The 15,236-nt window shown below is 69.5% G+C and carries 2 protein-coding genes; both read right to left on the reverse strand.

Annotation, left to right across the window (positions count from 1 at the left end; translation table 11 throughout):
* Nucleotides 1-14,859, reverse strand: a 14,859-nt coding sequence (locus tag AC1DYI_RS12800; protein ID WP_477204495.1) for a non-ribosomal peptide synthetase, incomplete at its 3' end; no start/stop codon positions are given.
* Between the two features lies 1 nt (nucleotide 14,860).
* On the reverse strand, nucleotides 14,861-15,236 hold a 376-nt coding region (locus AC1DYI_RS12805), incomplete at its 5' end, for a phosphopantetheine-binding protein (RefSeq protein ID WP_477204496.1).

Raw genomic sequence — 15,236 nt, forward strand, 5'->3', positions numbered from 1 at the left:
CGATTGCCACACGCAGATATCGAAGCTCGGTGCCGCCGTCTGCGCCAACACTTCGTCGGCACCGACGTTCAGGCTCGTGATTTTGCCGAACAGGTGGTTCAGCATGCCGCGCTGCTCGACCATCGCGCCCTTGGGCTTGCCCGTCGAGCCCGACGTGAAGATCACGTAGGCCAGGTCGTCGGGCTGGCCACCGCCATGGACGTACGTGGCTTCACCGGTGCGCCAGTGCGCGTCGGCCACCACCGTCTTCACGGCCAGTTCGCCCGCCACCGCCTGCACCTGTGATGCGCAGCGCTCGGACGCCAGCACCAGCGGCGAGCCACTGCTGCGCACGATCTCTACCAACCGCGCCGGCGGGTGCTTGATGTCCAGTGGCAGGAAGGCCGCGCCGGCCTTGAACGTGGCCAGCATCATGGCCAGGAACATCACGTTGCGCTCGCACATCAGCGTGACCAGCGTCTCGCGGCCCACGCCTTGCGCGACCAGCGCCAACGCCAGCCGGTTCGCGCGCTCGTCCAGCTCGCGGTAGCTCAGGCGTTCGCGCGCATCGGTGGCTGCCAGCCGCTCCGGGTGCAAGCGCACCTGCTCTTCGAACAGCGCGATGAAACCCCGCTCGAGCGGGAACGCCTGCTCGCTGCGATTCCACGTGTCCCACTGCAGCGCCAGCTCTTCGGCCGCCACGATCGGCAAGCGCAGCACGCTCGCCTGCTCGTCGGCCACCATGCCGGCCAGCAACTGCTGCCAGCTGCCCAGCACCCGTTCCACCGTCGACTGCTCGAACAGATCGGTCGCGTAGACCAACCCGCCGGCGATACCGCCTTCGTGCTCGTGCATCGACAGGTAGAGGTCGCAATAGCTCGCGGTGTGCGGCGGCGACATCTGCTCGATCGCCAGCGTCGACAACTGCGCCTTCTCGGCCGGCGTGTTGTTCAGCGTCAGCATCACCTGGAACAGCGGGCTGTGGCTGATGCTGCGCACCGGCTGGACCGCGTCGAGCACCTGCTCGAACGGCACGTCCTGGTGCGCATAGGCATCGACCACGGTGCCAGCCGTGCGCTTGAGCATCTCGGCCACGCTCGGGCCGTCTTCGACGCCCAGGCGCAAGGCGAGTGTGTTGAGGAAGAAGCCAATCAGCCCTTCGACCTCACGCCGCGGCCGGTTGGCTACCGGCGTGCCGATGACCACGTCGCTTTGCCCACTCAGGCGTGCCATCAGCACGCCCCAGCTCGCCAGCAGCGTCATGAACAGCGTTGCGCCGTGGCGTTGGCCGAGCGTCTTCAGGTCTTGCGTCAACGCCACCGGCAGGTGGAATTCGACGCTCGCGCCGGCGTAGCTCTGCACCGCCGGCCGCGGCCGGTCCAGCGGCAGGTCCAGCAGCTCAGGCGCGCCAGCCAGGTTCGTCTTCCAGTAGTCCAGCTGCGCCTGCAGCCGCTCGCCCTGCAGCCATTCGCGCTGCCAGGCCGCATAGTCGGCGTACTGCAGGGCCAAGGGTTGCAGCGGGTCTTCACCACGTTGGCTGAACGCGGCGTACAGCGCCCCGACCTCGCGCACCAGCACGCCGATCGACCAGCCGTCCGAGATGATGTGGTGCTGGTTGATCAGCAGCACGTGCTCGGCCGGTGCCAACGCCAGCAAGCGGCCGCGGATCAGCGGCCCGCGGGCCAGGTCAAACGGTTGGCTGAAGAACTCGGCGCTGATGCGCGCCACTTCGCGCTGCTGCGCCGCTTCGTCCAGCTCGCTCAGGTCTTGCTCGATCAGCGCGAAGCCGACACCTTCGTCCGCAATGCGCTGAACGGGTTCACCGTTGTCGAGCACGAAGGTCGTGCGCAGCGATTCGTGGCGCGCCACCACGCGGTCCAGCGTCGCGCGCAAGGCCGCCTTGTCGAGTGCGCCCGTCAAGCGCAGCCCGGCAGGCATGTGGTACGCCGCACCGGCAGCCGCATCGAGCTGGTCCAGGAACCACAGCCGTTGCTGGGCCCACGACAGCGGCAGCGGCTGCGTGCGGTCGGCCAGCGTGATCGCTTCCATGTGCGTGGCGCCGGCCAGCGCCAGGCGCTCGGCAAAGTCGGCCAGCACCGGGTGAGCGAAGACTTCGCTCAGCGCCACCTCCACGCTCAGCCGCTCGCGCAGCCGAGACGTCAACTGCACCGCCAGCAGCGAGTGGCCACCGAGCTGGAAGAAGTCGTCACGGCGGCCGACACGGACCACACCCAGCAGGGCCTGCCAGACCGCGGCCACGGCTTCTTCGGCGTCGCCTTGCGGCGCTTCGTATTCGCGGCTGGCCAAGGCGCTTTCGTCAGGCGCCGGCAGCGCCTTGCGATCAAGCTTGCCGTTAGGGGTCAGCGGGAAGTCCGGCAGCACGACGAAGGCGGCCGGCACCATGTAGTCCGGCAGCGCCTGCAACAAGCGCTCGCGCATCGCCGCGGGTTGCGGCACGGCATCGGCTTCGCTGCGGACATAGGCCACCAACCGCGGGTCACCAGCCTGGTCTTCGCGCACCAGCACGACCGCCTCGACCACACCCTCGCAACGCGCCAGCTGCGACTCGATCTCGCCCAGCTCGATGCGGAAGCCGCGGATCTTGACCTGGTGGTCCAGCCGGCCGTGGAACTCGATCACGCCGTCGGTGCGGTAGCGCCCGATGTCGCCCGTGCGGTAGAACCGCCCCGGCTTGCCCAGCGGGTGCGGCGGGAAGGCCTTGGCCGTCTGCGCCGCGTCGTTCAGGTAGCCGCGGCCCACGCCGATACCGTCGACACAGATCTCGCCCTTCACGCCCACCGGCACCGGCTGCAGCAGGCGGTCGAGGATATAGATCCGGTTGTTCGCCGTCGGCCGCCCGATCGGGATCGCGCTGCCGTCATCTGGCCGTTCGTCGATCGCATGCCAGGTCACGTCGTCCGAGCACTCGGCCGGGCCGTACATGTTGACCAGCGGCTTGTCCGGGAAGCGTGTGAGCCAGTCCTGCGCCAAGCGCAGGCCCAGCGCTTCRCCGGTGGGCACCAGGCARCGCAGCGTCGTCAGCCGYACCTCGTCATGGCAYGCATCCAGCAGGCTGCGCATCATGCTGGGCACGGTCTGCAGCAGCGTCACCYGCTGCTCGTCCACCGCCGCCAGCAGCCGCTGCGGGTCGTAGGCGATCTCGTCTTCGAGGATCGCCGTGCAGCCACCCACCAGCAAGGCCGCCAGCGAYTGCCACACGCAGATATCGAAGCTCGGTGCCGCCGTCTGCGCCAACACTTCGTCGGCACCGACGTTCAGGCTCGTGATCTTGCCGAACAGGTGGTTCAGCATGCCGCGCTGCTCCACCATCGCGCCCTTGGGCTTGCCTGTCGAGCCCGACGTGAAGATCACGTAGGCCAGGTCATCGGGCTGGCCACCACCATGGACGTACGTCGCCTCGCCACTGCGCCAGTGCGCGTCGGCCACCACCGTCTTGACGGCCAGCTCGCCAGCGACCGCCTGCACCTGGGCTGCGCAGCGCTCGGACGCCAGCACCAGCGGCGAACCACTGCTGCGCACGATCTCTAGCAACCGCGCCGGCGGGTGCTTGATGTCCAGTGGCAGGAAGGCCGCGCCGGCCTTGAACGTGGCCAGCATCATGGCCAGGAACATCACGTTGCGCTCGCACATCAGCGTGACCAGCGTCTCGCGGCCCACGCCTTGGGCGACCAGCGCCAGCGCCAGCCGGTTTGCGCGGTCGTCCAGCTCGCGGTAGCTCAGGCGTTCGCGTGCGTCGGTCGCTGCCAGCCGGTCCGGGTGCAAACGCACCTGCTCTTCGAACAGCGCGATGAAGCCGCGCTCGAGCGGGAACGCCTGCTCGCTGCGGTTCCACGTGTCCCACTGCAGCGCCAGCTCTTCGGCCGCCACGATCGGCAGGCGCAGCACGCTTGCCTGCTCGTCGGCCACCATGCCGGCCAACAGTTGTTGCAGGCTGCCGACCAGCCGCTGCACCGTCGTCTCGTCGAACAGGTCCGTCGCGTAGACGATCTCGCCCTTCAGGCCATCGGGCGATTCGACCAACGCGATCGTCAGGTCGAACTGCGTCGTGTGGTGCGGCGTCGAGACCGGTGCCAGCGTCAGGCCAGGCAGCGTCAGCGCGCCGGCCGGCGTGTTGTTCAGCGCCAGCATGGTCTGGAACAGCGGGCTGTGCGCCAGCGTGCGCGGCGGTTGCAGCGCCTCGACGACCTGCTCGAACGGCAGGTCCTGGTGCGCATAGGCCGCCAACGTCGTTGCCCGCACCTGCGCGATCAGCTCGGCCACGCTCGTCGTCTCGTCGACCTGCGTGCGCAAGGCGAGCGTGTTGACGAAGAAACCGATCAGCGGCTCCAGCTCGGCATGCGAACGGTTGGCGACCGAGGTGCCAACCACGACATCACGCTGGCCCGACATGCGCGCCAACAGCAGCGACCAGCCGGCCAGCAGCGTCATGAACAGCGTTGCGCCGTGCCGTTGCGACAAGGTGCGCAAGCCTTCGACCAGCGTCTCGGGCAGCGCAAAGCCGAGGCTCGCGCCACGGTGGTTCTGGCGCGCCGGGCGCGGCCGATCGGTCGGCAGCTCGACCAGCGCCGGTGCGCCACGCAGGTGGGCGGTCCAGAAGTCGACCTGTGCCTGAAGGCGCTCGCCCTGCAGCCAACCGCGCTGCCAGGCGGCGTAGTCGGCGTACTGGACCGGCAGCGGCGGCAGCGGGTCTGCCTGGTGCTGGCTGAAGGCGGCATACAGCGCACTCAGCTCACGCACGAACAGGCCGATCGACCAGCCGTCCGACACGATGTGGTGCACCTTGACCAGCAGCACGTGCTGCTCGTCGCCCAGGCGCAGCAGCAGGCCGCCTGCGAGCGGGCCGCGCTGCAGGTCGAACGGCGCCTCGGCCTGGTCCAGGCTGTGGCGCTCAACCGCAAATTCTTGCTCATGGCCGTGCAGCTCGCGCAGGTCGTGCGCCTGCAGCGTGAAGCCGGTATCGGCATCAGCAATGCGCTGGCGCGGCTCACCGTCGACCAGGTCGAAGGTCGTGCGCAGCGCTTCATGGCGGGCGACGATGCGGTCGAGCGCCTCGCGCAGCGCCGGCTCGTTCAGTCGCCCCGTCAGGCGCAGCCCGACCGACATGTGGTACGCCGCGCCGGTCGCCGCGTCCAGCCGGTCAAGGAACCACAGCCGCTGCTGCGCCCACGACAAGGGCAATGCCCCATCGCCCGGCACGGGCGTGATGCCCTCGCTGCTGACGCGCGCCGCGGCATCGACACAGCGTGCGAACGCCGACAGCACCGGGTTCGCGAACAGCTCGGCCAGCGCGATCTCGACGCCCATGGTCTGGCGCAGCCGCGCGACCAGCTGCACCGCCAGCAGCGAGTGGCCACCGAGTTCGAAGAAGTCATCGTCGCGGCCGATCTGCGAGACGCCCAGCAGCGCCTGCCAGTGCTGCGCCAGCATTTGCTCGGTGGCCCCTTCGGGCGCCGCAACCTGCCGAGCCACCAGCGCGTCGACATCGAGCCCCTGCAGCCAACGTCGATCGATCTTGCCTTGCGACGTGAGGCGGAAGGCCTCCAGCGGCACCAGCACGGCCGGCACCATGTAGCGCGGCAGCGCCGCCGACAACTTTTGCCGGATCGTGACGGTGTCGGGCACCTGCCCCGCCGCAGCGCAGAAGAAGGCCACCAGGCGGCGATCACCGCTCGGGCCGTCCTTGGCAAGCACCACCGCATCGGCAACGCCTTCACACGCGAGCAGCGCCGCCTCGATCTCGCCCAGCTCGATGCGGAAGCCGCGGATCTTGACCTGCGTGTCTTCGCGGCCGCGGAACTCGATCGTGCCGTGGCTGGACCAGCGGCCGATGTCGCCGCTGCGGTACATGCGCGCGCCGGGCAAGGCGTTGAACGGGTCGGGCAGAAAACGCTCGGCATCGAGCTCGGGCCGGCCGAGGTAGCCGTCGGCCACGCCGGCGCCGCCGATCACGATCTCGCCGAAGACACCGGGCGCGACAGGCTCCTGCCTGTCGTCGAGGATGTAGACCTGCACATGCGGCAGCGGGCGGCCGATGGGCACCGAGCCGGTCGCGCGCGGGTCGCACAGGTGCACCGTGGCGGTGATCGCGGTCTCGCTCGGGCCGTAGGAGTTGTACAGCGGGTGGCGCGCCCCCCAGAGTGCAGCGAGCGAAGGCGACAGCGCTTCGCCGCCGGTCATCAGTGAACGCAGGGGGCCCAGGTCGGTGCCGGTCGGGAAGCTGGCGAGCACGCCACCGGGCAGACAGGCGTGCGTGACAGCGTGCGCGAGGATCGCGTCAGCCAGCGGTGCGCCGAGCAACTCGTGCGGGCGCAGCATGCACAGCCGCGCGCCTGTCGACAGCGCCATCAGGATCTCGGACAGGCAGACGTCGAAGCCGAACGAGAGGAACTGCAGCACGCGGCTGGCCGCATCGACCTGGTAGAGGCCGATCAGGCCCGCCACCGTGTTGGCCACCGCGCGGTGCGGCACGCGCACGCCCTTGGGTTGGCCGGTCGAGCCGGAGGTGTAGACGACGTAGGCTTCGTCGTCGGGCGTCAGGCCGAGCACCAGCGGGTTCGTGTCGGTGCCGCCCGATTCGGCGTCGTCGTCGAGCAGCAGCGTGCGGCGCCCTTCGATGCGGCACAGCGGCTCGAACGCCGCTTCGACCAGCAGCAGGCTCGCGCCACTGTCGCTGATCATGAAGGCCAGGCGGCCGGCCGGGTAGCTCGGGTCCAGCGGCACGAGGGCACAACCGGCCTTGAACACCGCCAGCACGCCGACGGCCATGTGCACGTTGCGACCGACGCAAACCGCGACACGGTCGCCGCGGCCAAGGCCGAGCGCGATCAGCCGCTGCGCGAGTGCGTTGGCGCGGCGGTTGAGGGCACGGTAGTCGATCGTTTGATCGTCCCAGGCGACGGCAACGGCGGCCGGGCCGTGCGCGGCTTGCGCCTCGAACGGCGCATGGGCCAGGAAGGCCGGCGCGGGTTGCTCCGGAGCATTGAAGCCGCGCGCCGCTTCGTGCAGCCGATCGGCCGGCAGCAGGCGCACACGCTGCACCTCGCGCTTGTCGTCTTCGACCATGCCGGCCAGCACGCACGTGAGGTGGTCGCGCCAGCGCGCGATCGTGGCCTCGTCGAACAAGGCTGTGGCGTAGGCGAAGTGGCCGACCAAGCCACCGTCTGCCTGCTGCAGTGAGAGGTTCACGTCGGTGACCGTGTGCCGCACCTCGGCCTGCAGCATCTCGACCTCCAGCCCATCGAGCGCGAAGCGGCTGGCCATCGGCGTGTCGGCCATCGACAGCAGGGTCTGGAACAGCGGGTGGTGCCCCTGGCTGCGCGGTGGGTTCAGCTTTTCGAGCAATTGATCGAAAGGCAGGTCCTGATGGGCATAACCGCCCAGCGCCGTCTCGCGTACCGCCGCCAGCAAGCCGGCCACGCTGGCCGCGCGATCGACCTGCACGTGGAAGCACAGCGTGTTGACGAACAGGCCTGTCAGGCCCTCCAGTTCGACGCGGTCGCGGTTGGTGATCGCACTGGCGATCACGACGCTGTCCTGGCTCGACAGGCGCGACAGCAGCAGCGCCCAGCCGGCCATCACCGTCATGAACAGCGTGCAGCCGTGCCTCGCGGCCAGCGCACGCAGGCCGGCGGTCAAGGCCGGCGACAGCGACACCGGCAGCGACGCGGCCTCGAAACGCTGGGCGAGCGGACGCGGTCGGTCGAGCGGCAGGTCGAGCAGGCCGGGGGCGCCGTCCAGGTGCGCCTTCCACCACGCGAACTGCTGGTCGAGCCGCTCGGCGCTCAGCTCGGCACGCTGCCAGGCGGCGTAGTCGGCGTACTGGATAGTCAGCGCAGGCAGCGGGTCCGCCCGGCCGGCGCGGAACGCGTCGTACAGCGCATTGACCTCGCGCACCATCACGCCGAACGACCAGGCGTCCGAGATGAGGTGGTGCTGCGTGATCAGCAGCAGGTGGTCATCGTCGGCCAAACGCAGCAGGCGGCCGCGCACCAGCGGGCCGTTGGCGATGTCGAACAATGTCTGGGCTTCGAGGCGGCGCAGACGCTCGATCTCGGCGGTCTGCGCAGCTGCGTCGAGCGACGCGAGGTCGTGGCACGGCAGATCGAAGTGCGCGTCGGCATGGATGCGCATCTGCGGCCGGTCGTCCACGGTCGGGAACGAGGTGCGCAGGTTCTCGTGTCGCGCAAGCACGTGGTCGAGCGTGCGCTGCAGAGCCCCACGGTCCAGCGCGCCGGTCAGGCGCAGCACGCTGGGCAGGTGGTACATGACGCTGGCGGTGCGATCGAGCTGGTCGACGAACCACAGCCGCTCTTGCGCCCACGACAGCGGCAACGGCGCGCTGCGGTCGGCCAGCGGGAAAGGCTGGGCCACCGGTTGGCCCGCACCGGTGACCGGAATGCGCGCCGCGAACTCGGCCAGCACCGGGTGCGTGAAAACGTCGTTCAGGTCGATCTTCACGCCCAGCGCTTCGTGCAGCCGCGCGATCACCTGGACGGCCAGCAGCGAGTGCCCACCGATGGCGAAGAACTCGTCGTCGCGGCCGACACGGTCGAGCCCGAGCAGCGTGCACCACACCGCCGCCACGGCCTCTTCGGCCGCGCCGCGCGGCGCTTCGAAAGGCTTGGAGGCCACCGCTGCGTCGCCAGGCGCCGGCAGCGAATGGCGGTCGAGCTTGCCGTTGGGCAGCAGCGGGAAGCGTGGCAGCACGACGAAGGCCGACGGCACCATGTAGTCCGCGAAGCGGCTGGCGAGTTGTTCGCGCACGGCCACCGGGTCGATCTGCGCACCAGCGGCCGCACGCAGGTAGGCGACGAGCCTGCGGTCGCCGGGCACGTCTTCGCGCATCAGCACGACCGCCTCGGCCACACCGGCGTCGGCCATCAGCGCAGTCTCGATCTCGCCCGGCTCGATACGGAAGCCGCGCAGCTTGACCTGGAAGTCGATGCGGCCGAGGTAGTCCATCAGGCCATCGGCGCTCCAGCGGCCGCGGTCGCCGCTGCGGTACAGCCGGGCACCTGGGCGGCCCGAGAACGGATCGTCGATGAAACGCGCGGTCGTCAGCTCCGGCCGGTTCAGATAGCCGCGGCCGACACCGGTGCCGCCGATGCAGATTTCACCCACCGCACCGAGCGGCAGGACCTGGCCGTGCGCGCCGAGCACGTACAGCTGAACGTTGGGGTTGGGCTTACCCAGCGGCACCGCCGGCAACAGCGTCGTGCCACAGGGGTGGACCGTGGCGACGATGCTGGTCTCGGTCGGCCCGTAGCCGTTGAACACCGGGCCGCGACGGGCCCAGCGCGCCGCCAATRCAGGCGGGCACGCATCGCCGGCCATCACCAGGCACAGACCGTCGAACGACTGGTCCTGCGGCATCGCCCCGACGGCGGAAGACGGCAGGATCACGTGCGTGATCGCGCGTTCGCGCAGCGTGTCGGCCAGCGGCAGGCCGGGCCGCAGTGCGGAGCGTGGCGCCAGCACCAGCGTGGCCCCGCTGACGAGTGCCAGCGCGATCTCCCACACACCCGCATCGAAGCTGCAGGTCGCGAACTGCAGGATGCGACCGCCGGTGCGCAGGCCGAATGCATCGAGGTGCGATTGCGCGACGTTGCACAGCCCGTCGTGGCGGTTCAGCACGCCCTTGGGCTGCCCGGTCGAGCCGGAGGTGTAGATCACGTACGAGACGTGGTCCGGCCGCAGGCCCAGGGTCACCGGGTCCGTATCGGTGTCAGGCTGGCCCTCGAAAACCGCGGGGTCGTCGAGCAGCAGCGTGCGCAGGCCAGCCGGCACTGGCACCTGGCCCACCAGCGCGCTTTCGCTGAGCAACACGGTCGGCGCACTGTCTTGCAGCATGAACGCCAGGCGCGCGGTCGGCAGGCTCGGATCGAGCGGTGCATAGGCCGCGCCGGCCTTCAAGACGCCCAGCATGCCGATCACCAGCGCGAGGCCACGCTCGACGCAGACGGCGACGCAGTCGTCGGGCCGCACGCCCAGCGCCAGCAGGTGGTGCGCCAGCTGGTTGGCGCGCCGGTTCAGCTCGCCATAGCTCAGCGCCTGACCTTCGAACTCGGCGGCGATGGCGTCGGGCTGAAGGCGGGCCTGCGCTTCGAACAGGCTGTGCACGAAGGGCTCGGGGGCGAAGGTGCGCGCGCTGTCGTTGAACGCGCACAGCAGGCGCTGGCGTTCCGCTTCGGGCAACACGTTGATCGTGTGCATCGGCACGGGCGTGTCCGCCTCCAGCGCCGCGACGACGCCTTCGACCGCACGTTGCAGGTAGTCGGCCATGCGGACAGCCGAGACACCGCCGGTCAGCAACGTGATCGAGAAGCCGGTCTGCAGGTCGTTGACCGAGGCCGTGATCGGCACCGTGCTGGCCTCTTCGGCAAACACGGTGCGCAGGCCAAGGTGGTCATCGGCGGTCAGGTCGGTCGGCACGCCATGGCGGTAGTTCAACAGGCTGGTGAACAGCGGCACGCCGGGCGGCAGCGCGCTGCACTGCTGCACCATGGCAAGCGGCGCATGCTCGTGCGACATCAGCTCGCTCAGGCGCGAGAAGGCCTGCGTCACGCAATCGGCCACGCTCGTCGTGCCGGCACTGACCCGCAGCGGCAAGGTGTTGATCAGCATGCCAACGACGTCGCCGACGCCGTCCGAGCCGCCCATGCGGCCGGTCAGCACGGTGCCGAAGACGATGTCGTCGCGGCCGCAGCACAGCGCGACGACTTGCGCCCAGGCGACGTGGAACAACACGCTCGGCGGCACGCCGAGGCGACGCGCCGCGGTGCGCAACCGTTGCGCCAGTGCAGCGTCGAGCGCGAGGTGGGCTTCGTCGCGGCGTGCATCGGCGGGCTTGGCCATCAGGCCGAAGGGCGCTGAGCTGTCGTCGATGTCGGCCAGCAGCGCGCGGAAGTAGTCCTCGTGCGATTGCGACGGCACTGCCAGGCTGCGCTCGACGAAGTGGCGGAAGGGCACAGGGGCCGGCAGCGCAGGACCGCCAATCGCCTGCTGGCGGATCTCGCGCAACACCACTTCGAGCGACACGTGGTCGGTGACGATGTGGTGCTGCAGCAGGGCCAGCAGCCAGCCGCCGCGGCCGTCAGCAACAGCGTGGGCGCGCAGCAGCGGCGCTTGACGCAGGTCGAGCCGCGTGTGGCGCGGGTCGGTGAGGCGCAGCAGGCGATCGAGCGCTGGCTCGCCAGCCTCGGCCGGCAGCTCTTCGACGGTCAATTGAGCGTGACGCAGCACGACCTGCACCGGTGCCGGCAGCCCTTCCCAGTAGATGCCGGTGCGCAGCGCGTCGTGACGTTCGATGGCGCGCTGCAGCGCCGACGCGAACGCATCGAGATGGCCACGGTCGTCGAAGCCGAGCACGGTGCGCGACAGGTAGGTGTCGCCTTCTTGCTGGCGCAGGTGGTGGTAAAGGATGCCTTCTTGCAGCGGCAGCAACGGATACACGTCTTGCACCGCCGCGGCGCCGCCGAGCAGCACGGCGGTAATGCTGTCGAGCTGGGGCTGCGTCAGCGCCACCAGCGTCAGGTCTTCGGGCGTGATGGCCTGGCCTTCGGCGCGGCGCGGCGCCTCAGCGCTTGCCACGGCCTGCAGCGGTGTCACGGCCACCGCGAGGCGCGCGAGCACCGGCGTGTCGAACACCTGCCGCACTTCGAGCAACCAGCCACGCTGGCGCAGCCGTTCGACCATCGTGACGACCATCAGCGAATGGCCGCCGAGCTCGAAGAAGTGGTCGTCGCGACCGACGCGCGGCACCTGCAGCAGTTGCTGCCAGATCTCGGCCAGCGCTGCTTCGATCTCACCTTGCGGCGCCGCATAGGCACGCGCAGCTGTCGCGGTCTCGTCYGGCTCGGGTAGCGCGCGGCGGTCGACCTTGCCGTTGGCCGTCACMGGGATSGCGTCCATGCGCACGAACGCCGSCGGCACCATGTACTCGGGCAGGTGCCGGCCCAGCTCGGCGCGCAGCGCACCGGCATCCACCGGCTCGGTGCTTGTCAGGTAGGCCACCAGCCGCTTCTCGCCCGCCGCGTCGGTGCGCACCATCACGAACGCTTGGTCGACCCCTGCGCATTGCGCCAGCCGCAGCTCGATCTCGCCCAGCTCCACCCGGTAGCCGCGCAGCTTGACCTGCGAGTCATTGCGGCCCAGGAACTCCAGGTTGCCGTCGAGCCGCACGCGGCCCAGGTCGCCGGTGCGGTACAGCCGCGCGTTGGCTCGTCCGCTGAAGCGGTCTTCAACGAAGCGCTCGGCCGTCAGCTCGGGCCGCTTCAGGTAGCCGCGCGTGACACCTTCGCCGCCGATGTAGATCTCGCCTTCGACACCCGGGGGCACCAGGTTGCCTCGCGCGTCCAGCACGTAGAGCTGGCTGTCGGCAATCGCCCGGCCGATCGGCAGCGTGCGCTCTTGCTGGGTGTGCTCGCCGACGATGTACTCGGTCGTGAAGGTCGTCGTCTCGGTTGGCCCGTAGGCGTGGATCAACCGGCACGCCGGCGCGCTGCGCCAGATGCTCAGCACGGTGGCCAACTCACTCTGGTCGCCGCCGAACAGCAGCACCTGCAGCTTGGCGAACGCTTGCGCCATCGGCTGCGCGTAGCGCTTCAGAAGACCTGCGATCAGCTGCAGGATCGTGACCTGCTCGCGCTCGAGCAACTCGCTCAAGCGTGCCGGCTCCAGCAGCACGTCCATCGGCACCACCACCAACCGCGCGCCGTTGAGCAGCGTTCCCCAGATCTCCCAGGTCGATGCATCGAACGCGGGGTTCGCGCAGTAGGCGAGGCAGTGTTTGGGCGAGAAGTCGATGAAGGGTTGGCCGACGTTCAGGTGCACCACGTTGCGGTGCGTGACCATCACGCCCTTGGCCTGACCGGTCGAGCCCGAGGTGTAGATCACGTAGGCCAGCCGGTCCGGTGTCATCGCGATCGCCGGGTCGTGGTCCGGCAAGTCTTGCGTCAATGCCGGGTCGTCCAGCAGCGCCACCGGCACTGTTTGCGGCAAGCGATCACGCAGATGCGACTGCGTCAGCAGCAAGCGTGCTTCGGCATCGGCCAGCATGAAAGCCTGGCGCTCCTGCGGCACTGCAGGGTCGATCGGCAGGTAGGCCGCACCGGCCTTCAAGATGCCCAGCAGCGCCACGATCAGCTCGGCACTGCGCTCAGCACTGACCGCCACGCGGTCCTCGGCCTGCACGCCTTGCGCCAGCAGGTAATGCGCCAGGCGGTTCGCGCGCCGGTTGACCTCGGCAAAGCTCAGGCGCCGGTCACCGTCGACCACCGCCACTGCGTCCGGCTGCTGCGCCACTTGTTGCTCGAACAACTCGTGCACCAGACGGTCGCGCGGCGACTTGCCCAGGCGCGTGTTGCGGTCGTTGAACTCGTGCGTCTGCTGATACGCCTCGTCCGCACTCAGCAGCGCCAGTGCACCCACCGCCTGCTGTTCGTCGGCCACCATCGCGCCCAGCAGCGTCTCGAAGTGACTCGCCCAGCGGCGAACCGTCGAGTCGTCGAACAGATCGCTCGCGTATTCGAGAACGCCGATCAGCTGCTCACCCGACTCGGACAGCGACAACGACAGATCGGTCTTCGCGCGGATGCGGTCGCTCGCGATCGGCTCGATGCTCAGACCGGGCAGCGTGATCGCCCCCGTGCCCGACCACGTGCCGAGCGTGAACAGGTTCTGGAACACCGGGCCATAGGCCAGGCTGCGCGGCGGGTTCAGTGCCTCGACCACCTGCTCGAACGGCAACTCCTGGTGCTCGAACGCGGCCAACGTGCCCTGCTTCACCTGCTCGATCAGGTCGGCCACGCGGGTCGCCTCGTCGACACGCACCCGCAGTGCCAGCGTGTTGGCGAAGTAGCCGATCAGGCCTTCGACCTCACGAGTAGGCCGATTGGCCACCGGCGTGCCGACGACGATCTCCGACTGCCCGGACAGACGTGCCAGCAGCACCGACCAGCCGGCCAGCAGCGTCATGAACAGCGTCGCGCCCTGACGCTGGCCGAGCTCGCGCAGGCCGCGGCAAAGCGCCGGCGCCAGACGGAACTCGACGCTGCCGCCGGCAAAGCTCTGCGATGCTGGTCGGGCACGGTCGGCCGGCAGCTCCAGCAGTGCCGGCGCGCCTTCCAGGTGCTGTCTCCAGAAGGCCAGCTGCGCATCGAGCGTGTCGCCTTGCAGCCGGCCACGCTGCCACGCAGCCACATCGGCGAACTGCAGCACAGGCGGCGACAAAGGGTCGCCCTGGCCAGCGGCAAAGGCACGGTACAGCTCGGTGAACTCGCGCACGAAAACCTGCATCGACCAACCGTCGGTGACGAGGTGGTGCTGGCAGATCAGCAGCACGTGCGACTGAGGCGCCAGCCGCGCCAGCACACCGCGCACGAGCGGCCCACGCGCCAGGTCGAACGGTGCCTCGGCTTCGCGCGCCGACAGCGCAGCCAGCGCGGCCTCGCGCGCGTCCGGTGGCAAGGCGCTGAAATCGCAATGGGTCAGCGCGAACGGGGAGCCCGCGGGCGCGATGGTCTGAACCGGTTCGCCGTCGATGACGCCGACGGTCGTGCGCAGGCTCTCGTGCCGATCGAGCAGGTGGTCCAGGCTGGCTTGTAGCGCGGCCTCGTCCAGCGCGCCGTTGATGCGCAGCGCAGAGAACAGGTGGTAGGCCGTGCTGGCCACCGGGTCGAGGCGGTCGAGGAACCACAGGCGCTGCTGCGGCCACGACAGCGGCAGCGGCTGGCCACGGTCCACGCGCGGGATCTGCACCGGCGCGGGCGCAGTCCCCTTCGCACCACCGCCCTGTTGCAGCCGTTTCAGCAGGACGGCGCGGCGCAGCGTGTCCAGGTCGCCATTCAGGTGGTCAGTCATGTCAGTTCACACCATTCAGGAGGGCCAGCAGCTCGGCCTCGGACAAAGTGGCCAGCTCACGCTCGAGCGCCTGCCGGTCTTGCGCGTCGTACAGCGCCAGTTGCAAGGTCGTGATCTCGTCGGCCACGCGGCGCAGCACCGGCCCGGCGAACAGGTTTTTCAGCGGCAGCTCGACACTGAACTGCTCGCGGATCCGCGCGACCAGTTGCACCGCCATCAGCGAATGCCCACCGAGCTCAAAGAAGTGATCGTCGCGACCGACACGTGGCACCTGCAGCAGTTGCTGCCAGATCTCCGCCAGCGCTGCTTCGATCTCACCTTGCGGCGCCGCATAGGCACGCGCAGCCGTCGCGGTCTCGTCTGGCTCGGGTAGCGCG

Source organism: Ideonella sp. P3_A4 (assembly GCF_056403075.1).